The organism is Hydrogenophaga sp. RAC07 (assembly GCF_001713375.1).
GTDB lineage: Bacteria > Pseudomonadota > Gammaproteobacteria > Burkholderiales > Burkholderiaceae_C > Hydrogenophaga.
Genome location: NZ_CP016449.1, coordinates 4,198,262 through 4,217,640 on the forward strand (window position 1 = coordinate 4,198,262; position 19,379 = coordinate 4,217,640).

Annotated in this window: 17 protein-coding genes; 12 read left to right on the forward strand and 5 right to left on the reverse strand. The window is 68.1% G+C overall.

Going from position 1 to position 19,379, the window contains the following annotated elements:
- Positions 1-49 precede the first annotated feature (49 nt).
- The gene (locus BSY239_RS19585; RefSeq protein WP_083240081.1) at positions 50-1,054 is read right to left on the reverse strand and encodes a tripartite tricarboxylate transporter substrate binding protein; all 1,005 of its coding nucleotides are present in this window, start codon (positions 1,052-1,054) and stop codon (positions 50-52) included.
- An 84-nt stretch (positions 1,055-1,138) separates the two neighbouring features.
- Positions 1,139-3,322: an acetoacetate--CoA ligase gene (locus tag BSY239_RS19590; protein ID WP_069048278.1), complete on the reverse strand. Its 2,184-nt coding sequence runs from the start codon at positions 3,320-3,322 to the stop codon at positions 1,139-1,141.
- A 113-nt stretch (positions 3,323-3,435) separates the two neighbouring features.
- Between BSY239_RS19590 and BSY239_RS19595 the strand changes: the two genes are divergently transcribed.
- The 8 genes from BSY239_RS19595 (at position 3,436) to BSY239_RS19630 (ending at position 11,044) form a co-directional block, all read left to right on the forward strand.
- Complete coding sequence (locus BSY239_RS19595; protein ID WP_172823132.1) at positions 3,436-4,167, forward strand: TetR/AcrR family transcriptional regulator; 732 nt, start codon at positions 3,436-3,438, stop codon at positions 4,165-4,167.
- The gene (locus BSY239_RS19600; RefSeq protein WP_069048280.1) at positions 4,164-5,105 is read left to right on the forward strand and encodes an ABC transporter substrate-binding protein; all 942 of its coding nucleotides are present in this window, start codon (positions 4,164-4,166) and stop codon (positions 5,103-5,105) included. Before BSY239_RS19595 ends, BSY239_RS19600 begins: the two co-directional genes overlap by 4 nt.
- 13 nt (positions 5,106-5,118) lie before the next feature.
- Positions 5,119-5,895, forward strand: a complete 777-nt coding sequence (locus BSY239_RS19605; protein ID WP_069048281.1) for an ABC transporter ATP-binding protein — start codon at positions 5,119-5,121, stop codon at positions 5,893-5,895.
- Positions 5,896-6,639, forward strand: a complete 744-nt coding sequence (locus tag BSY239_RS19610) for an ABC transporter permease (RefSeq protein WP_069048282.1) — start codon at positions 5,896-5,898, stop codon at positions 6,637-6,639.
- On the forward strand, positions 6,636-7,412 hold the full coding sequence (locus tag BSY239_RS19615; protein WP_236944107.1) for an ABC transporter permease: 777 nt from the start codon (positions 6,636-6,638) through the stop codon (positions 7,410-7,412). The genes BSY239_RS19610 and BSY239_RS19615 overlap by 4 nt, the downstream gene beginning before the upstream one ends.
- Positions 7,413-7,436: 24 nt before the next feature.
- Entirely contained in the window at positions 7,437-8,246 is an 810-nt protein-coding gene (locus BSY239_RS19620; RefSeq protein ID WP_069048284.1) for a cyclase family protein, read from the forward strand.
- On the forward strand, positions 8,243-9,577 hold the full coding sequence (gene fahA, locus BSY239_RS19625; RefSeq protein ID WP_069048285.1) for a fumarylacetoacetase: 1,335 nt from the start codon (positions 8,243-8,245) through the stop codon (positions 9,575-9,577). Before BSY239_RS19620 ends, fahA begins: the two co-directional genes overlap by 4 nt.
- A 90-nt stretch (positions 9,578-9,667) precedes the next feature.
- Positions 9,668-11,044 (forward strand): solute carrier family 23 protein, encoded by a 1,377-nt coding sequence (locus BSY239_RS19630; protein ID WP_069048286.1) that lies wholly within the window; start codon positions 9,668-9,670, stop codon positions 11,042-11,044.
- Positions 11,045-11,062: 18 nt separating this feature from the next.
- On the opposite strand, the gene BSY239_RS19635 is transcribed toward BSY239_RS19630, so the two are convergent.
- On the reverse strand, positions 11,063-12,340 hold the full coding sequence (locus tag BSY239_RS19635; RefSeq protein WP_069048287.1) for an AsmA-like C-terminal region-containing protein: 1,278 nt from the start codon (positions 12,338-12,340) through the stop codon (positions 11,063-11,065).
- A gap of 133 nt (positions 12,341-12,473) precedes the next feature.
- Between BSY239_RS19635 and BSY239_RS19640 the strand changes: the two genes are divergently transcribed.
- Both BSY239_RS19640 and corA read left to right on the forward strand, forming a co-directional pair.
- Positions 12,474-13,721 (forward strand): patatin-like phospholipase family protein, encoded by a 1,248-nt coding sequence (locus BSY239_RS19640; protein ID WP_083240082.1) that lies wholly within the window; start codon positions 12,474-12,476, stop codon positions 13,719-13,721.
- 207 nt (positions 13,722-13,928) lie between these two features.
- On the forward strand, positions 13,929-14,915 hold the full coding sequence (gene corA / locus BSY239_RS19645; protein ID WP_069048288.1) for a magnesium/cobalt transporter CorA: 987 nt from the start codon (positions 13,929-13,931) through the stop codon (positions 14,913-14,915).
- A gap of 9 nt (positions 14,916-14,924) precedes the next feature.
- Here corA and BSY239_RS19650 read toward each other — a convergent pair whose 3' ends face one another.
- Complete coding sequence (locus BSY239_RS19650) at positions 14,925-15,407, reverse strand: glutathione peroxidase (protein WP_069048289.1); 483 nt, start codon at positions 15,405-15,407, stop codon at positions 14,925-14,927.
- Positions 15,408-15,584: 177 nt separating this feature from the next.
- On the opposite strand from BSY239_RS19650, the gene BSY239_RS19655 reads away from it, so the two are divergent.
- Positions 15,585-16,775, forward strand: a complete 1,191-nt coding sequence (locus BSY239_RS19655) for a response regulator transcription factor (protein WP_069048290.1) — start codon at positions 15,585-15,587, stop codon at positions 16,773-16,775.
- On the opposite strand, the gene lplT is transcribed toward BSY239_RS19655, so the two are convergent.
- Positions 16,772-18,055 (reverse strand): lysophospholipid transporter LplT, encoded by a 1,284-nt coding sequence (lplT, locus tag BSY239_RS19660; RefSeq protein ID WP_069048291.1) that lies wholly within the window; start codon positions 18,053-18,055, stop codon positions 16,772-16,774. The two genes, BSY239_RS19655 and lplT, sit on opposite strands and share 4 nt — an antisense overlap.
- Positions 18,056-18,250: 195 nt before the next feature.
- Here lplT and alr point away from each other — a divergent pair, with 195 nt between their 5' ends.
- Entirely contained in the window at positions 18,251-19,366 is a 1,116-nt protein-coding gene (alr, locus tag BSY239_RS19665; RefSeq protein ID WP_069048292.1) for an alanine racemase, read from the forward strand.
- The last annotated feature ends 13 nt before the right edge of the window (positions 19,367-19,379 follow it).

A 19,379-nucleotide genomic window follows, 5' to 3' on the forward strand; every position in this document is an offset into this window, starting at 1 on the left:
GGGGCTGATTCGCCTTGGGGCGGCCCGGCGGCGAATCGCACCGACCCGATCAGCTCTTTTTCGACAAACCCAGGCGCTCAATCGTTTTCTTCTCCGCCTCGAACGTGCGCGCCGCATAGGCCGTGTAGTCGGCGGTGTTCATGTAGATCGTGGGCTGGTAGAACTTGTCGAAGGTGGCCTTGACCTCGGGGTCGTCCAGCGTGGACTTGAACGCGTCGTGCAGCACCTTCACCACGGCCGGGTCCATGCCCTTGGGGCCGCCGATGCCGAACGGCGATTCGCTGATGGTGTCCCAGCCGCTTTCCTTCACCGTGGGCACGTCGGCAAAGGCCTTGTTGCGCTCACGGCCCAGCGTGGCCAGCAGGCGCAGCTTGCCGCTCTGCACATGCGGTGCAAATTCGGTGGTGCCGCTCATCATGCGGATGTGGCCCCCGAGAATGGAACTCATGATTTCCGCCGAGCCCTTGAACGGAATGGGGTTGAGCTGGATGCCCGCCTTCTCGCTGAACTCTTCAATCGCCAGATGCGGCGTGGTGCCGGTGCCGGTGTGGCCGTATTCGAGCTTGCCCGGGTTGGCCTTGGCGTAGGCCACCATCTCCTTGAGCGTCTTGAACGGCGCCTCCGCCGTGCAGGCGAGGCCGAAGGTGTAGCCGGTGAGGCAGACGATGTGGGTGATGTCGGTCACCGGATTGAAGGGCATCGGCTGCATGTGCGGCAGACGGTAGATGCCCAGCGGCAGCTGCGTGAGCGTGTAGCCGTCGGGCTTGGCCTGCACCATGGCGCTGGCGCCCAGCGTGCCGCCCACACCGGGCTTGTTCTCGATCACCACCGGCACACCCAGGGCCTTGCTCGCGCTCTGGGCCAGTGCCCGCATCACACCGTCGCTGCTGCCGCCGGCGGGCCAGGGCGCAATGAGGGTGATGGGGCGCGAGGGAAACTTGTCTTGCGCCCACGCCCCGCTGCTGAACAGACCCGGCGCGGCCACCGCGGCGGCGCCGCTGGCAGCCAGGGTGAGCGCCTTGCGGCGGCTGACAGAACGGTCGGTGGGCTGCATCGCGCGTCTCCGGTGTTTGGCTGGGCCTCCAACTTAGCGCAAGGCCGGCGTTGCCGACAGCGGGTTAGCCCGAAGGCCGGGTTCTCAGGCGCCTTGGCGGCGCAGGGCGAAATCCACGTACCAGTCCAGGCAGCCCGGATTCGCCATGGCTTCCTTGTTGATCACCTTCTCCAGCGGCTGCCCCAGCAGCAGCTTCTTGATCGGCAACTCCTGCTTCTTGCCCGAGAGCGTGCGCGGAATCTCGGCCACCTGGAACACGTCGTTGGGCACGAAGCGCGGCGAGAGCGCGGTGCGGATGCTGTCGGTGATGCGCGCGCGCACCGCGTCGTCGAGCAGCACGCCTTCACGCAGCACCACGAAGAGCGGCATGTAGCTCTCGCGGCCCAGGTATTCCAGATCCACCACCATGGAGTCCATCACCTCGGGCAGCGATTCGACCGCGCTGTAGAGCTCGCTGGTGCCCATGCGCAGGCCGTGGCGGTTGATGGTGGCGTCCGAGCGGCCGTAGATCACGCACGAACCGTCGGGGTGGATGCGCAGCCAGTCGCCGTGGCGCCAGACGGCGCCGGCTGCGTTGTCGAGGTCACCACCACCGGGCTTGCGGCCGTGGCCGGCGGGGTAGCTGTCGAAGTAGCTGCCGAGCAGACGCTTGTTGTCGACGTCACCCACGAAGTACAGCGGCATCGACGGGATGGGTTGCGAACACACGAGTTCGCCCACCTCGTCGATCACCGGCTGGCCTTGTTCGTTCCAGGCTTCCACCGCACAACCCATGAGGCGGCATTGCATGCGGCCGGGGGTCTGTGGCAGGTCGCGGTTGCCGCCGATGAAGGCGCCGGCGAAGTCGGTGCCGCCACTGATGTTGCACCACCAGATGTCGCCCCCACGCTCCCCCGCTGCGCGAGGTCCGCTGCCCCCCGAGGGGGCTGATCCACCTTGGGGCGGCCCGGCGGTGGATCGGTCTTCTGCTGCCCATACCTTGCGGAACTGCTCCGTCCCCCAGTTCTGCGCATCCTCCGACAACGGCGACCCGGTGGTGCCCAGCGCGCGCACCGCCGACAGATCACCACAGGTCGACAGGTCCACGCCCGCCTTGAAGCAGTTGGCAAAAAACGCCGCGCCCGCGCCGAAGAAGGTCACGCCCTGTTCGGCCGCGAAGCGCCACAGCGTGGTCCAGTCGGGCTTGTCTTTCGATCCACCGGGGTTGCCGTCATAGATCACGCAGGTGGTGCCGCCCAGCAGGCCGCCGGTCTGCGCGTTCCACATCACCCAGCCGGTGGAGCTGTACCAGTGGTAGCGCTCGCCCCAGCTGTTGGGTTCGTAGCTGCAGCCGATGTCGTTGTGCAGGATCTTGAGCGCGAGCGCCACGATGGTGGTGCCACCGTGGCCGTGCACGATGGGCTTGGGCAGGCCGGTGGTGCCGCTGGAATACACGATCCACAGCGGGTGGTCGAACGGCAGCCAGAGCGGTTCGAACTGCGCGACTGCGGCGTCCATGCGCGACGTGGCTTCAGCGAAATCGGTGCAGGGCGCGGCGGCCCGCAGCGCGCGTTCTGCGGCTTCGGCCGCGTCCTCGGCGTCGGCCGCCAGGTTGGTCTGCAGCACCACATGGCGCACCGTGGGCAGGGCCGCGCGCAGCTCGGCCACCACGGCCTGGCGATCGAAGTCGCGCCCGCCGTAGGTCACGCCGTCGCAGGCGATCAGCACCACCGGTTCGATCTGGCGGAAGCGGTCGAGCACGGCGTGGGTGCCCATGTCGGGCGCGCACAGGCTCCACACACCGCCGATGCTCACCGTGGCCAGAAACGCGACCATGGCCTCCGGGATGTTGGGCAGGTACGCGGCCACGCGGTCGCCGGGCTGCACGCCCTGGGCCTGCAGGTGCAGCGCAAGCGACGCCACCTGGCGGCGCAACTCGGGCCAGCTCATCTCCACATGGCGGCCCTTTTCGTTGCGGCTCACGATGGCCATGAAGCCGGCCTCGTGCGCGGGCTGCACATGGCGGAACACCTGCTCCACGTAGTTCACCTGCGCGCCCGGGAACCACCGGGCCCCAGGCATCACGTTGCGCTCCAGCACCGCGGTGTGCGGCGTCGGCGAGTGCATGTCGAAGTAGTCCCAGATGCTTTGCCAGAACGCTTCGAGTTCGGTGGTCGACCAGCGCCACATCGCCTGGTAGTCGTCGAAATGCAGGCCGCGTTGATCGGCCAGCCACTGCTGGTAGAGCCGGATCTGTGGCGTGAAAGGGGGTGGATTTGTCTCGTTCATGTCGTTGTCCTTTTTGGCCAGCAGGTTAACAGCGCGGTTCCCTTCCGTGGTGCCTGCGGGCCTCGGGTTTGTACGGGTGTTCAATATTTTTGTACGGCCGTTCAATGTCTCCCATGCCCAGCGAACCCAGGACCGCCGCAGCCGCAACGCGCACCCGAAAGGGCGCCACGGCTGTGCGCAGCCCGCAGCGGCCCGACCGGCAACAAGCCATCCTGTCCGCAGCCGAAAAGCTGTTTGCGCGCAACGGCTACCACGCGGTGACGATCCGCCAGATTGCCGAAGAGGCCGGTGTGCCGCTGGCGCTGGTGGCCTACTACTACGGCCCGAAACACGAGCTGTTCCACGCCATCTTCGCGCACTGGAACCAGACCATCGAAGAGCGCCTGGCCGCGCTCGACTCGGCCTCGCACGATCCCGCGGACCCGCAGACGCTCACGCGCATCGTGGAGGCTTTTGTCGGTCCGGTCATCAAGCTGCGCGCCAGCCCCGAGGGGCACCACTACGCCCAGCTGGTGGGCCGCGAGCTCGCCTACAACAGCCAGGAAGCCGATCGCGTGCTGCGCGATTTCTTCGACCCCATGGCCCACCGCTTCATCGATGCGCTGCACGCCGCACTGCCCCACGCCACACGGGCCGATGTGGCCTGGGGTTACCAGTTCGCGCTCGGCGCGCTGTTGCACCACCTGGTGGACGACCGGGTCGCACGCCTGTCGCTCGACGTCAACCAGCCCGGCGATCCCGCCGCCAGCGAGCGCCTGGTGCGCTTCATCGTCGGCGGCCTGCGCGCCGCCTTGCCCGTCCCGACCCCAACCCGTTCCGCCATCACCACGAGGAGACAGAGATGAAAAGACGCACCGCCCTGGCCGCTCTGGCCGCTGTACCGGCCGCCATCGGCCTGCCTGCGTTCGCACAAAGCGCGACCAGGATCGTGTTCGGCTACACGGCCGTGACCGACTTTGCCTCGGTGTTCATCGCGGCAGAAAACGGCTACTTCAAGAAGCGGGCGCTGGATGTGGAGCTCAAGTTCATCCCGATCAACTCCACCATCCCGGCCGCGGTGCAGGCCGGCTCGCTGCAGATCGGCGGACCCACACCCAGCGTGTTCCTGCAGTCGGTCGACGGCGGGCTGGACCACGTGGTCGTGGCCGGTGGCGGCGTGACCTCCAAGACCATCACCGGCTTCGGCCTGGTGGCCAAGGCCGGCAGCGGCATCCGCACGGCCAAGGACTGCGTGGGCAAGAAGATCGGCGTGCCCGGCCTGGGCGCGTTTCTGCACGTGACCTTTCGCGGCTGGCTCAAGACGCAGGGCGTGGATTTCAAGACGGTCAACTTCGTCGAGGCGTCGTTCCCGCAACACGGCGACCTGCTGCGCGGCGGTTCGGTGGATGCGGTGGTCAGCGCCGATCCGTTCATGAGCCGCATCACCGACAGCGGCATCGGCTACGTGGCGTCGTACTACTCGACCTTCCTGCCCGAGAACCAGCCCACCATCATCCACACCGCGCGGCGCGACTGGGTGGCGCAAAACGCCGGCGCGGCGCGCGCCTTTCGCGAAGCGGTGCAGGAAGCCGCCGCCTTCATGCAGCAGCCGAAGAACAACGACGCCGTGCGCGCGGCCATCGGCAAATACATCAAGCTGCCACCGGAAGTGATTGCGAAGATCCAGATCTCGCCGCCCGGGCCGGTGGTCACCGAGAAGCAGCTCACCTACTGGGTCGACCTCATGAACGACCAGGCCATGCTCAAGGGCCAGCCCAACGTCGCCAGCCTGATCGCGAAGTGAGCGTGGCCCACCCATGACGCCCGCGGCCGACACCGTCCTGCACTTCGACCAGGTGGCCATCACGCTGGGTGGTCGGCAGATCCTGTCGCCGGTGGACCTGTCCATCCGGCGCGGCGAGTTCGTCTGCGTGATCGGTCCCTCGGGCTGCGGCAAGACCACGCTGCTGCGCGCCGCCGCCGGCTTCGTGGCGCCCAGCGGCGGCAGCGTGCAACGCCAGGGCAAAGCCATCACCGGCCCGAGCCGCGAAGTGGCGTTTGTGTTCCAGGACTACGGGCGCGCCCTGCTGCCCTGGCGCACGGTGCAGGCCAACGTGAGCCTGGCGCTGGAAGCGGCCCAGGTGCCGGCGGCCGAGCGGCCCGGGCGCATTGCGCGCGTGCTGCAGACGGTGGGCCTGGGCGCGCACGCCGACAAGTTTCCGGCCCAGCTTTCCGGCGGCATGCAGCAGCGCGTGCAGATCGCGCGCTGCCTGGCGCAACAGCCCGACGTGATGCTGATGGACGAACCCTTCGGCGCGCTCGACGCGATGACGCGCGAGACGCTGCAGGACGAGCTCGCGCGGCTGGTGCGCGAGGAAGGCCTCACGGTGATGTTCGTCACCCACGACCTGGAGGAAGCGCTGTACCTGGGCGACCGCGTGATCGCGCTGCGCAGCAACCCCACGGCCGCGCTGCCCAGCCTGGCCGCGCTGATCGAGGTGCCGCTGCCGCAACCGCGCGATCAGTTGAGCACCAAGGAACACCCCGAGTTCTTGCGGCTGCGCCGCGAGCTCTACCACTACCTGGGACATTGAATGAGGGCCCTGGTCTTCCCGGCCGCGCTGCTCGTTGCGCTGGAGCTCTGGGCCCGCACCACCGGCCAGGGCAGCGACGCCATCGCACCACCCAGCGCCGCGGTTCTCGCCTTCGGTGGCGCGCTCATGGACGGCTCGCTGCTGGAGGCCACGGCCTTCACGCTGGGCAGCGCCGCGCTGGGCCTGCTGATCGGTGCGCTCGGCGGTTTGTTGCTCGGCACGCTGCTGGGCCTGTCGCGACGCGCGGGGCAGTGGGGCTACCTGAGCGTGGAAGTGGCGCGCCCGATTCCGTCGGTGGCGCTGATCCCGCTGGCCATGCTGGTGTTCGGCTTCGGCCTGCGCATGGAGGTGAGCGTGGTGGCCTTCGCCTGCCTGTGGCCCATGCTGGTGCTCACGCAGGCGGCGGTGCTGCAGGTGGAGCCGCGCCTGCTGGAGGTGGCGCGTGCGTTGCAGCTGTCGCCGCTGCAGCGCTTTGCCTGGATCGTCGGGCCGGCCATCGTGCCGCGCCTGTTCGTGGCGCTGCGCCTGGGTGTGGCGATTGCGTTGGTGGTCGCCGTCACGGTGGAGATCGCGGCCAACCCGCACGGCATGGGCTACGCGATGATGATCGCGCAGCAAAGCCTGGACCCGGCCCTCATGCTGGCCTGGCTGGCCTGGATCGGCGTGGTGGGCTACGCCATCAACGTGGGCGCGCTGGCGCTGCAGCGGTGGGTTGCGCGCCGCATGGGGGAGCAAACCGCATGAACCGACTCAGCACAAGCATGGTCGCGTTGGGCAACGCCGCCGGCTCCGTTCTCGTGCTCGGCGCCTTCATCGCCCTGTGGTGGGCGGCCAGCACCAGCGGCTGGGTCAACCGCGCCTTCCTGCCGACGCCGCAGGCCACGCTGGCGAGCCTGGTGCAAGGCCTGGCCGGCGGAGACCTCGCGGCCTACACCTGGGCCACGCTGAGCCGCATGGTCACGGGCTGGGTCCTGGCCAGCGCGCTCGGCATCTCGCTGGGTGCACTCATCGGCAGTTCGGTGCGGGCCCGCGAGTGGATCGCGCCCACGCTCGAATTCATCCGCCCGCTGCCGGCCTCGGCCGTGATGCCGCTGGCCATTGCGCTGTTCGGCCTGTCGGGCAACATGGTGCTGGCGGTGGTGGCCTTTGGTGCCATGTGGCCAGTGCTGCTGGCCACGCTGCATGGCCTGGCGAATGTGCACACGCAGTTGCGCGAGGTGTCGCGCTCGCTGGAGCTGGGCCATTTCAACTTCGTGCTCAAGATCGGCCTGCCCAACGCCATGCCCGACATCCTCGCCGGCATGCGCCTGTCGCTCACGGTCTCGCTCATCGTCTCGGTGGTGGGCGAAATGATCGCCTCGCAGGCCGGACTGGGCCAGGCCATCCTGCTGGCCGCGCGCTCCTTCCAGGCCAGCGATCTGTTTGCCGGCATCGTGCTGCTTGGAGCCCTGGGCTTCGTGAGCAATGTGTTGCTCGCCCTGGCCGAGCGCCGCCTGCTGCGCTGGCAGCGTTCCTGATTTCAAGCCCCTCTGGAGACCACCATGCCCCGCCGTTTTGTCGACCTCTCGATCTACCTGGAAAACGACGTGGTCAGCGACCCGCCCGCGTTCGCGCCCAGGATCCAATACTTCACGCACGAGCACACGTTCGAGCAGATCGAGCCCTTCTTCCCCGGCTTGAAAAAGGAAGACCTGCCCGACGGCGAAGGCTGGGCGGTGGAGCTGGTGCAGCTCTCCACCCACAACGGCACGCACCTGGACGCGCCCTACCACTTTCACTCCACCATGGACCAGGCGCTGGGCGATAAGAAGCCCGCGATCGCGATCCACGACGTGCCGCTGGAGTGGTGTTTCCAGCCCGGCGTGAAGCTGGATTTCCGCCACTTCGCCGACGGCTACGTGGTCACGGCCGACGATGTGCAGACCGAGCTCAAGCGCATTGACCACACCCTCAAGCCATTGGAGATCGTGGTGGTGAACACGCGCGCGGGTTCGCGCTACGGCCACAACGATTACGTGGCGTCCGGTTGCGGCATGGGCTACGAGGCCACCATGTATTTGCTGGAACATGGCGTGCGCCTGACCGGCACCGACGCCTGGAGCTGGGACGCGCCCTTCGTGCACACGGCCCGGAAATACGGCGAGACGAAAGACGCCTCGCTGATCTGGGAAGGCCACAAGGCCGGGCGCGACATCGGCTACTGCCACCTGGAGAAGATGCACAACCTGGAAGCCTTGCCGGCCAACGGGTTCTTCATCAGCTGCTTCCCGCACAAGATCCGCGGCGCTTCGGCGGGCTGGACACGTGCCGTGGCCATTTTTGACGACGCCTTGCAAGCCACAGCGGCATGAACACCATGGAACTCAACCACACCCACGACCCCGAAGCCCGCAGCTGGCTCGAATCCGCCAACGCCGCAGGCACCGACTTTCCGATCCAGAACCTGCCCTTCGGCGTGTTTCGACGTGCCGGCAGCAGCGAGGCCTTTCGCGGCGGCGTGGCCATTGGCGACCAGGTGATCGACCTGGCGTCCATCGCGCGCGAAGGTGCGGTGTCAGGCCTGGCCGCACAGGCCGTGAACGCCTGCACCGGCGACGCGCTCAACGACTTTCTGGCCATGGGCCCCGACGCATGGCGCGCGCTGCGCCATGCGCTGTTCGACCTGCTCAAGGCCGGCGCCAGCGGGCCCGGCGCGCAAGCGCTGCGTGCCAGCCTGGTGCCGCAGGCCGGGGCCGAGATGCGTGTGCCCACGCGCGTGGGCAACTACACCGACTTCTACACCTCCATCCACCACGCGCGCAACGTCGGCCGTGTGATCCGGCCCGACGACCCGCTCACACCCAACTTCCAGTGGATGCCCATCGCGTACCACGGCCGCGCCTCCAGCGTGGTGATCAGCGGCACACCGTTCAAGCGCCCTATGGGCCAGGCAATGCCGCCGGGCGCAAGCGCCCCGGTGTACGGCCCATGCCGGCGGCTCGACTACGAGCTGGAACTGGGCTTCTACGTCGGCCCGGGCAACGACATGGGCCAGCCGATTCCCATCGCCGAGGCCGAGCAGCACATCTTCGGCATGTGCCTGCTCAACGACTGGTCGGCGCGCGACCACCAGTTCTGGGAAATGGCGCCGCTCGGCCCCTTTCTCGGCAAGAACTTCTGCACCACCGTCTCGCCCTGGATCGTGACGCTGGAAGCGCTGGCGCCCTACCGCGTGCCCTTCGCCCACCCGGCCGACGAACCACAACCCCTGGCCTACCTGGACAGCCCGGCCAACACGGCGCACGGCGGCGTGGACGTGCAGCTCGAGGTGCGCATCGAATCGCGCCAGCACCGCGAACGCGGCATCCCCCCCGACCGCCTTTCAGCCACCAGCTTTCGCCACCAGTACTGGACCATCGCGCAGATGGTGGCGCAGCACAGCGTGGGCGGCTGCAACCTGCAGCCTGGCGACTTGCTGGGCTCGGGCACCATCTCGGGCCCCACGCCCGATGAGGCCGGCGCCATCGTGGAGCTCAGCCTGGGCGGGTCGCGCAGCATCCCGCTGCCGGGCACAGGCGAGGCCCGCACCTTCCTGGAAGACGGCGACGCCATCGTTTTGCGCGGCTGGTGCGAGAAGCCGGGCGCAGCGCGCATCGGGTTCGGTGAAAACCGGGGTGAGGTGCTGCCCGCCATCAGCGCCTGAGCGACCCTTCGGCTGCGGGCCGGCACGGTCTTTGCAGGCACAATCCCAGCCGGCCGCAGGGCCTCCCACCACCCACCTCAAGGAAATTCCATGGGCCTGTTCAGCTGGACGGAAAAACCGTCCACCACTCTCGACAACGGCGGCGTGATCGCCCCCGACGAGCGACTTCCCTGGCCGCAGACCAGCGTGATGGGCGTGCAGCACGTCATCGCCATGTTCGGCGCCACGGTGCTGGCCCCGCTGCTCATGGGCTTCAACCCCAACGTGGCCATCCTCATGAGCGGCATCGGCACGCTCATCTTCTTCTTCATCACCGGCGGCAAGGTGCCGAGCTACCTCGGGTCCAGCTTTGCCTTCATCGGCGTGGTGATCGCCGCCAGCGGCTACGCAGGCCCCGGCCCCAACGCCAACCTGGGCGTGGCCCTGGGCGGCATCATCCTCTGCGGCCTGGTCTACACCGTCATTGGTTTCATCGTGCACGCCACCAACGTGAAGCACACCAAGTCGCGGCCCATGGCCGGCATGGAAGTGGACGAGGTGGACGAAGGCGTCGCCGTGCACTGGATCGAGCGCCTCATGCCGCCGGTGGTCACCGGCACCGTGGTCGCCGTGATCGGCCTGAACCTCGCGGCCATCCCCATCAAGAACATGGCGCCCACCGGCTTTGACGCCTGGATGCAGGCCATCACCTTCATCAGCGTGGCGCTGGTGGCTGTGTACGCACGCGGCATGACGCAGCGCCTGCTGATCCTGGTCGGCCTGATCGCGGCCAGCGTGGTCTACGCCGTGCTCACCAACGGCCTGGGCCTGGGCAAACCCATCGACGTCTCGGGCATCGCCAACGCCGCGTGGTTCGGCATGCCCACCTTCGCCGCGCCGGTCTTCCAGGCGCAAGCCATCCTCCTGATCGCGCCCGTGGCGCTGATCCTGGTGGCGGAGAACCTGGGCCACATCAAGGCCGTGAGCGCCATGACGGGGCGCGACCTCAATCCCTACCTGGGCAAGGCCTTCATCGGCGACGGCGTGGCCACCATGGTCAGCGGCGCGGCCGGCGGCACCGGTGTGACCACCTACGCCGAGAACATCGGCGTGATGGCCGCCACCAAGATCTATTCCACCGCCATGTTCGTCGTGGCTGCCTGCATCGCCATCGTGCTGGGCTTCAGCCCCAAGTTCGGCGCGCTGATCCAGGCGATCCCACTGGCTGTGATGGGCGGCGTGTCCATCGTGGTGTTCGGCCTCATCGCCATTGCCGGCGCCAAGATCTGGGTCGACAACAAGGTCGACTTCTCGGACAACCGCAACCTGCTGGTGGCCGCCATCCCGATCATCCTGGGCACCGGCGAGTACACGCTGAAGTTCGGCGAGTTCGGCCTGGGCGGCATCGGCACCGCCACCTTCGGCGCGATCTTTCTGTATTGGCTGCTCAGCCGCGGCGCAGCGACGACAGCCCGCCCTGCGCCCTGAGCGGCGCAGCACACGCGTTCACCGCCGGGGCCGCCGGGCCGGCGCGGGCGGGTCGGCAGCCTGCGGCGGCCCGCTGATCATGCCGCCGATGGTGGCGCCCAGCACCGTGCCGATGCCCGGCAACACCGCCGTGCCCACCGCCGCGCCCGCCAGCGTTCCCCAGGCGATCTGAAACTCGGGTTGGCGGGTGGGGCCACGCAGCGCGAACGGCACCTCCAGCACCCCGCCGCCCACCGCCAGCGTGCCCTGGGCATCGATCTGCTGGCGGTACACCGTGCCCCGGCCGGTGCCGGTGTAGGGACCGGCCACAGCCTTCACACGGGTGAACTCGGCCTTCAGCCCCTGCTCGGTGTTGCTGGTCTCCACGACGCTCGAGAGGCTGTCCAGCGCGGTCTCGCCATCGCGGTCCTTGCCAACCGACTTGACCGCCTTGTCCAGGTCGAACCGCAAGATCCTGGCGCCCTCCACCTGGAGCACGCTGCGCGTCTTCAGCGAGCGGAACAAGCCGCTCAAGGTGTCGCCTTGCGCGCGCAGCTCCGTTTCGCCGGACGCCAGGCCGCTGATGGGGGAGCGGCGATGAAAGGCCTCCATCAAGGCATGCACGTCCACGTTGCGCGGCGCGAGTTCGCCAGTGAGCACCCTGCCGCCGTCGGCCGCCGAAGCCAGGCGCGCCTGCCCGCTGGCCGAGCCTCCGCCGCCCTGCAGACGCAGGCGGTACAGGTCTGCGCCGCTGTCCGTCTTGCCGTCCCGCGTCGCGTCCAGCGAGACCGGCGGGTTCACCTCGGGGCGCCGCACCTGCACCCGCCGGGGCAGGCGGTCATCGTCGAACTCGATGTCGCCCTCGTACACCACGGGAACGCCGCTGTAGGAGATGTAGGTCGTGTCGGTGAAGGTCACGGCGCGCAGCACCACCGAACCCACGCCGTCCTGTGCCTTGCCGCGGTAGGCCGCCAGGGCGCTGCGCGGCACCACCGCGCCATCGATCTGCAGCCGGTTGATGACGAAGCGCTGGCGCAACAAGGGCAGGACTTCGGGATAGATCGCAACGCGGCGCACGCGAATGGCCTCGGCTTGTCCGGTGCGCGCGTCCAGCACCTCGACCATGGGCAAACCCAGCAAGCGCCAGTGCACGGCGCCGACCACCAGCTTCTGACCCAGACGCGCCTCGAACTCGGCCTCCACGCGGCGCGCGAGCTCCTCGTCGTCGGGCACGACCACCCACAGCGCCAGCCAGGCGGCGGCCAGCAGCCCCGCAACGGCGCATGATGCAAGGGCCCAGCGGCGTGTGTGTGTCATGGTCGGATGTGGTCCTGGGTGAATCGTGGGGGCCAGACGCGCCCCCGTCTGTCAGCATTCGCCGCGTTCTCGTGCCCTTGTCTGCCTGCAGTCTGCGCGCCTCTCTTTATAGTGGCGCCATCCACGCCGGCCCATGTCACTCGACACCCTCATCACCCACAACATGCTGACGCCTGCCTCGCACGAGGCGAGCCCCGACGCGTGTGCGCTGGTCTTGATGGGCGGCGGCGCGCGCACCGCCTACCAGGCGGGTGTGCTCAAGGCGCTGGCCGCCATGCAGCCCAACGGGGCGCCGGCGTTTCCGTTTCAGTGGCTGTTCGGCACCTCGGCCGGTGCGCTCAACGCAGCCTATCTCGCCAGTGTGGCCGAACAAGGGCAAGCCGCCTTGCCCATGCTCGCCCAGTTCTGGATGGGCCTGCGCTCGGAGCAGGTCTACCGGCTGGAAGCGCCGGGCTGGGTGCGTGCCAACCGGCTGGTGGCGGGCTGGACGCTGGCGCGCCAGGTGCGGCGCCACCGCGCCCTGCTCGACACGCTGCCCTTGGTGGACACGCTGCACCGCGCCATCAACCTGCAGGGCCTGGAGCGGGCGCTGGAGCAACGCACCATCCAGGCGCTGGGCGTCACCGCGTCGAGCTACACCAGCGGCGAGCACTGGACGTTCTGCCAGACCCGCCCCGGCCACCCGGTGCAGGCCTGGCACCGGCCCGGACGCCGGGCGGATTTTCAGCCCGTCACCATCGAACACCTCATGGCGTCCAGCGCCATCCCGTTCCTGTTCCCGGCCGTGCCGCTCTGGGTCGAAGGCCACAAGGAACACTTTGGCGACGGCTCCATGCGCCAGCTCTCGCCGCTGTCGCCGGCCATCCATTTCGGCGCGCGGCGCGTGCTGGTGATCGGCGTGGGCCAGCCCCAGCGCTCGGGCATGGTGGTGCGGGGGGCGGGCGATCCGACGGCAGGCACCATCGCCGGCCACGCCATGGCCAGCGTGTTCCACGACACCTTGCAGGCCGATGTGGAGCAGGCCCAGCGCGTGAGCCAGACCTTGTCGCGCCTGCCCCCTTCGCTGGCCGCGGCCCTGCCCTACCGGCCGGTCGACGTGCTGGCGATCCAGCCCAGCTTCTCGCTCGACGAACTGGCGCACAAACACATCGGTGAATTGCCGGCGCCCACCCGCAACACCCTCGCCGGCCTGGGCGCGCTGGACACCGCGCGCGGCGCGGCCGGCAGCGCCGCGGCGCTGGCCAGTTACCTGCTGTTCGAACCCGGCTTCGTGCACGCACTGATTGAACTCGGCGAGCACGATGCCTGGCGCCGAAAAGACGAACTGATGCGCTTTCTGGCGCCTCATGCGCCCCTCCCGGGCGCTGCTGCAGTGCCATAATTCGCCGGTCGAACCCACCCCCGGAGAGCCCCATGGACAGCACGCCCCCCAGTTGCGTGCTTTCAGCCACCCCCGCCACCGTCTGATCGCCGCCGCCCGCGCGGCGACCTGAGTCGGGCGGCCTGCTGGCTGAAAGCACCTTTCCCGCCCTCGGGCCCGCCCACGCGGCCCGCCCTTTCAGACAGCAGACTTCGCCGGGAGCGCTCCATGCTCAACGTATTCACCCTGGCCAATGGCCGCCTCTTCCAGGAAGAGATCGAGTCGCTCGAAGAGCTTGCGCAATTCAAGCCGATCTGGGTCGACCTGGAAGACCCCACCCCCGAAGAGCGCCGCTGGGTCAAGCAGCACTTCGGCCTGTCGATTCCCGAAGACGCGATGGACGAGGACATCGAGGAGTCGGCCCGCTTCTTCGAGGAAGACAACGGCGAGCTGCATGTTCGCTCCGACTTCCTGATCGACGACGAGGAAGACCCGCGCGCGGTGCGTGTGGCCTTCATCCTCAACGAGCACAACGACACGCTCAAGAGCCAGGGCGTGCTGTTCTCCATCCACGACGAGGACGTGCCGGTGTTCCGCCTGCTGCGCATGCGCGCGCGGCGCATGCCGGGCCTGATCGAAGACGCCAAGGACGTGCTGCTGATGCTGTTCGACGCCGACGCCGAGTACTGCGCCGACACGCTCGAAGACATCTACGACGAGATCGAGACGGTGAGCAAGAAGGTGCTCAACAGCAACGCCTCGGACAACCTGCTGAGCGAGGCGCTCTCGGCTATTGCGCGGCACGAGGACATGTCGGGTCGCATCCGCCGCAACGTGATGGACACGCGCCGCGCGGTCAGCTTCATGATGCGCAGCCGCCTGCTGAGCGCCGAGCAGTTTGAAGACGCGCGCCAGATCCTGCGCGACCTCGACTCCCTCGACAGCCACACCGCCTTCCTGTTCGACAAGATCAACTTCCTGATGGATGCGACCGTCGGTTTCATCAACATCAACCAGAACAAGATCATCAAGATCTTTTCGGTGGCCAGCGTCTCGCTGCTGCCGCCCACGCTGGTGGCCAGCAGCTACGGCATGAACTTCGCGTTCATGCCCGAACTGCAGTGGCAGTACGGCTACCCGCTGGCGCTGACCCTCATGGTGCTGTCGGCCGTGGTGCCCATGCTGTACTTCCGCAAGCGCGGCTGGCTTCGGTAAGGGACGGGCTCAGGCCAGGGCCGCCTCGATGTCGGCGGCCAGCTTCTCCGGCGCGTCCTGCGGCGCATAGCGTTTGATCACCCGCCCGTCCTTGCCCACCAAGAACTTGGTGAAGTTCCACTTGATCGCCTTGCTGCCCAGCAGCCCGGGCGCTTCGGCCGTGAGCCACTGGTACAGCGGGTGGGCCTCGGCGCCATTCACGTTCACCTTCTCCATCATGGGGAAAGTCACGCCGTAGTTGAGCTGGCAGAAGCTGGCGATTTCGTCGTTGCTGCCCGGGTCCTGGCTGCCGAACTGGTTGCAGGGAAAACCCAGCACCACCAGACCACGCTCGCCGTAGGTTTTGTGCAGCTTTTCCAGCCCGCCGAACTGCGGCGTGAAGCCGCAGGCGCTGGCGGTGTTGACGATCAGCAGGGGCTTTCCCTTGAACTGCGCGAGCGAGACCAGCTTGCCGTCGATGGACAGGGCTTCAAAGTCGTGGATGCTGGACATGGGACTCCTTGGGGAATGGTCGGGTGAAAGTTAGGGCGGACTCCGGCAGCCCTGGCACGCCAAAGGTGTCGCATTTCAAATGACGTGTGACCCGGAGACAGCGAATTTCGTTACAAAAAGGCATACTCATCAAGGTCTTACGACATCAACCAACAATTCTGCGGGCGGGGCATATCGATGGTGGCAGCTTATTCGGTGGCGCTGGTGGGCTTCACGCAAGCCGAGTCTGCCACTTTCGAGTCGTTTTTCCGCATGGCCGCGCGCCGCCCCCCCAGCTACACCGTGCAGGACGAGGTGATGGACGCCCAGATCCTGATCGTCAACGCCGACAACACCCAGGCGCTGCACCTGGTGCGCTACGCCGAACTGCCCGGCAAGATCCTGCTGGTGGGCCAGTCCGACGGCGGCACCGGGTGGCCGCTGCAACGCAAACCCGTCAAGCTGGTCTCGGTGCTCAACGCGCTCGATGTCATCGTCGGCGTGCGCCCCGCGGAGGTGGCCCAACGGGCACCCGCTGGCGGGTTTGCGGCCACCCAGCCTTTTCAGAGTTCCCAGCTGCAAGGCCTGGACGCCAGCATGCGCCTGGCCAGTGGCCGCCTGGCCGCGCCCGACCACCTGCCACCGGTGGCCTCCAGCATGGGTGCCGACCGCGGTTTTTCGGCCACCCTGCCACCCGAAGACGAACCGGCCCGGCCCATGGCTCCGGCGGCGAACTTGCGCCGGCGCCGTTCGGCCGACACCGAATTTCCGCCCACCCGGCCCATGGAGCGCGGCGAAGAGCGCACCCTGGCCGCCATGCCGCCACCGCCTCAGCGCGCGGCCGCGCCCAACAACCGCCAGGGCACGATGCGCCTGACCGACTTCGGCGGGCTGGACGACCTGCCCTCCCCACCCGCACCGCGCTCCACCCGTGCGCCGCGCTCCCGCATCAGCACCGACAAGGCCAGCGTGCCCGACGTGGCGCGCGGCGACATGCTGCTGGTGGCGGAGAGCCTGGTGGAAGGCCGCATCCTGCTCAAGCGTTTCAAGCGCTACGGCCTCACCATCGACTGGTCGCGCGAGGCGACGCAAGCGCTGGTGATGCTCAAGGCCAACCCCTACCGCCTGGTGGTGATCGACCGGCTCAAGGGCGACCCCGACGCCAACCAGATCTGCCGATCCGCCAAACAGACCAAAGGCCCCAAGGGGGCGCCGGTGGTGATCATGTTCGCTCCCACCGCCGGCAGCATGGACCGCATGAAGGCGGGTCTGGCCGGCAGCGACGCTTACTTGTCTCGCTCGGTGAGCGAGAGTGATCTGTACAAGGTGCTGGCGCAGCACCGGTTGGTCAGCCTCGACGGCTTCGCCCCGACCAACGTTGGCTTCTAGCCGTGCAGGTCGTCGCGGCGCGCGATCTCCAGCAGCCGCTCCAGTTCGTGCGGATGCGCGCGCTGGTTGTGGCGGTGCCAGAGCGCGATCACGGCCATGAAACCGGCCACCAGCACACCAAACGCGGTGATGGCCGCGAAGGCCGACCAGCCCCACGCGGTGGATGACGCGTAGAGCGCGCCCAGCGTGAGGATGCAGGCCTGCTCGTTGAAGTTCTGCACCGCAATGGACCGGCCCGCGCCCATGAGGTTGTGGCCGCGGTGCTGCAGCAGCGCGTTCATCGGCACCACCAGGAAGCCGCCCAGGCCACCGAGCAACACCAGGAACGGCGCGGCCACCCACACGTTGTCGATGAAGTTCATGAGGATCACCAGCACGCCCATGGCGATGCCCAGCGGCATCACGCGCGTGGCCTGGTCCAGCCGCATGCGCATGGAAGCCACCACCGCGCCCACGGCGGTGCCCAGCGCCACCACGCCCACCAGCGACGAGGCCTGCGTGGTGGTGTAGCCCAGCGCCGCGCCGGCCCAGGCCAGCACGATGTAACGCAGGTTGCCCGACACACCCCAGAACAAGGTCGTGGTCGCCAGCGAGATCTGGCCGAGCCGGTCGCGCCACAGGCGGCTGTTGCAGCGCCAGAAATCGGGCAGCAGCGCCCAGGGGTTCGCGGGCATGGGGCGCGGCGTCACGCCGGTGAGCGGGATGCGGGTGTTGAACCACGCAGCCAGCATGTACACGAACATCAGCGCGGCCACAGCGGCTTGTGCGGGGTGGTGGATGCCGGTGTGGAAACCGGGGATGTCGATGGCCAGCAACTGCGCCGACACCCAGGGGCTCACCAGCTGGCCACCCAGCAACACACCCAGAATGATGGAGGCGATCGTGAGGCCCTCGATCCAGCCATTGGCCTTGACCAGCTGCGAGGGCGGCAGCAACTCGGTGAGGATGCCGTACTTGGCCGGCGAGTAGGCGGCCGCGCCCAGCCCCACCAGCGTGTAGGCCAGCAGCGGGTGCACGCCGGTGAGCATGAGCAGGCAGCCCACCACCTTGATGGCGTTGCTGATGAACATGACCTGGCCTTTGGGTCGCGCATCCGCGAACGCCCCCACGAACGGCGCGAGCACCACGTAGAACAAGGCAAACAGGGGAACGAGGGCGGCGCTTTGCCACTCGGGTGAGCCGCGCGTGCGCAGCAATTCGATCGCGGCCACGAACAGCGCGTTGTCCGCCAGCGAACTGAAGAACTGCGCCGTCATGATGGTGTAGAAGCCGCGCTTCATGGCGATGATTTTGAGCGCCGAAGGGCCTCAGCGGAGGGTGGCTGAGCGGGTCGCAGCGGCTTTTTTATGCGACAGTTGACGGGGGTCTCCAGGGGATGCGGGGTTATAGCACGCTGCCCTGAAACGACCACGCATTCACCGGCGTTGAACCCGCTTGCAACGCCTTTCGATGACGGACCTCACGCCCGCACGCCCATGCCCCGCCCGATCCTTGCCACCGTCCACCCCGAAGCCCTGCGCCACAACCTGCAACGCGCCCGCGAATGCGCCCCCGATGCGCGGGTTTGGGCGGTGGTCAAGGCCAACGCCTACGGCCATGGCATCGAGCGCTGCTTTGATGCCCTGCGCGCGGCCGATGGTTTTGCCCTGCTCGATCTGGCCGAGGCCGAACGCATCCGCGCGCTCGACTGGCGTGGCCCCATCCTGTTGCTGGAAGGCGCGTTCGAACCGCGCGACCTGGAGCTGTGCTCGCGCCTGCACCTGTGGCACACCGTGCACTGCACCGAGCAGATCGACTGGCTGGCCGCGCACAAGACGCTGGTGCCGCACCGCGTCTTCCTGAAGCTCAACAGCGGCATGAACCGGCTGGGCTTCACCCCCAACGCGTTTCGCAGCGCCTGGGCGCGCCTGAACGCGCTGCCCCAGGTGGACGAAATCTCGCTCATGACCCACTTCAGCGACGCCGACGGCCCACGCGGCATTGCCCACCAGGTGGCCTCCTTCGAAGCCGCCACCGCGGACCTGCCAGGCGAGCGCACGCTGTGCAACAGCGCCGCCTTGTTGAGGAACCCGGGCGATGCGCTGCGCGGCGAAGGCGTGACCAACCTGGCCGCCGACTGGGTGCGCGAAGGCATCGCGCTCTACGGCAGCGCGCCCGACTTTCCGGCGCGCTCTGCGCTTGAGTGGAACCTGCAACCGGCCATGACCTTGTCGAGCCGCATCATCGGCGTGCAGACGCTGCAGGCCGGCGACACCGTGGGCTACGGCTCGGCCTTCACGGCCAAGCAACCCATGCGCATCGGCGTGGTGGCGTGTGGGTACGCGGATGGTTATCCGCGCCACGCACCCAATGGCACGCCGGTGCTGGTGGATGGTGTGCGAACCCGGGTGGTGGGGCGGGTCAGCATGGACATGGTGACGGTGGATCTCTCGGGCCTGGATGCCGCCGGCATGGGGTCGGAGGTGGTGTTGTGGGGGCGGTCTTCGGCCGGGGCTGTGTTGGCGGTGGATGAGGTGGCGGCGGCGGCGGGCACGATCGGCTATGAGCTGATGTGTGCCGTGGCTCAACGCGTACCGTTTGCTGCGCCCTGAGGTTCTCCAGACA

Excerpts from the sequence above, each read along its gene's own strand:
- BSY239_RS19630 (WP_069048286.1), top strand. The coding sequence starts at position 9,668 with ATGGGCCTGTTCAGCTGGACGGAAAAACCGTCCACCACTCTCGACAAC.
- BSY239_RS19610 (WP_069048282.1), top strand. The coding sequence starts at position 5,896 with ATGAGGGCCCTGGTCTTCCCGGCCGCGCTGCTCGTTGCGCTGGAGCTC.
- corA (WP_069048288.1), top strand. The coding sequence starts at position 13,929 with ATGCTCAACGTATTCACCCTGGCCAATGGCCGCCTCTTCCAGGAAGAG.
- fahA (WP_069048285.1), top strand. The coding sequence starts at position 8,243 with ATGAACACCATGGAACTCAACCACACCCACGACCCCGAAGCCCGCAGC.
- BSY239_RS19620 (WP_069048284.1), top strand. The coding sequence starts at position 7,437 with ATGCCCCGCCGTTTTGTCGACCTCTCGATCTACCTGGAAAACGACGTG.
- BSY239_RS19585 (WP_083240081.1), bottom strand. The coding sequence starts at position 1,054 with ATGCAGCCCACCGACCGTTCTGTCAGCCGCCGCAAGGCGCTCACCCTG.
- BSY239_RS19600 (WP_069048280.1), top strand. The coding sequence starts at position 4,164 with ATGAAAAGACGCACCGCCCTGGCCGCTCTGGCCGCTGTACCGGCCGCC.
- lplT (WP_069048291.1), bottom strand. The coding sequence starts at position 18,055 with ATGAAGCGCGGCTTCTACACCATCATGACGGCGCAGTTCTTCAGTTCG.
- BSY239_RS19615 (WP_236944107.1), top strand. The coding sequence starts at position 6,636 with ATGAACCGACTCAGCACAAGCATGGTCGCGTTGGGCAACGCCGCCGGC.
- BSY239_RS19590 (WP_069048278.1), bottom strand. The coding sequence starts at position 3,322 with ATGAACGAGACAAATCCACCCCCTTTCACGCCACAGATCCGGCTCTAC.
- BSY239_RS19655 (WP_069048290.1), top strand. The coding sequence starts at position 15,585 with ATGGTGGCAGCTTATTCGGTGGCGCTGGTGGGCTTCACGCAAGCCGAG.
- BSY239_RS19640 (WP_083240082.1), top strand. The coding sequence starts at position 12,474 with ATGTCACTCGACACCCTCATCACCCACAACATGCTGACGCCTGCCTCG.
- BSY239_RS19595 (WP_172823132.1), top strand. The coding sequence starts at position 3,436 with ATGCCCAGCGAACCCAGGACCGCCGCAGCCGCAACGCGCACCCGAAAG.
- BSY239_RS19635 (WP_069048287.1), bottom strand. The coding sequence starts at position 12,340 with ATGACACACACACGCCGCTGGGCCCTTGCATCATGCGCCGTTGCGGGG.
- BSY239_RS19605 (WP_069048281.1), top strand. The coding sequence starts at position 5,119 with ATGACGCCCGCGGCCGACACCGTCCTGCACTTCGACCAGGTGGCCATC.
- BSY239_RS19650 (WP_069048289.1), bottom strand. The coding sequence starts at position 15,407 with ATGTCCAGCATCCACGACTTTGAAGCCCTGTCCATCGACGGCAAGCTG.
- alr (WP_069048292.1), top strand. The coding sequence starts at position 18,251 with ATGCCCCGCCCGATCCTTGCCACCGTCCACCCCGAAGCCCTGCGCCAC.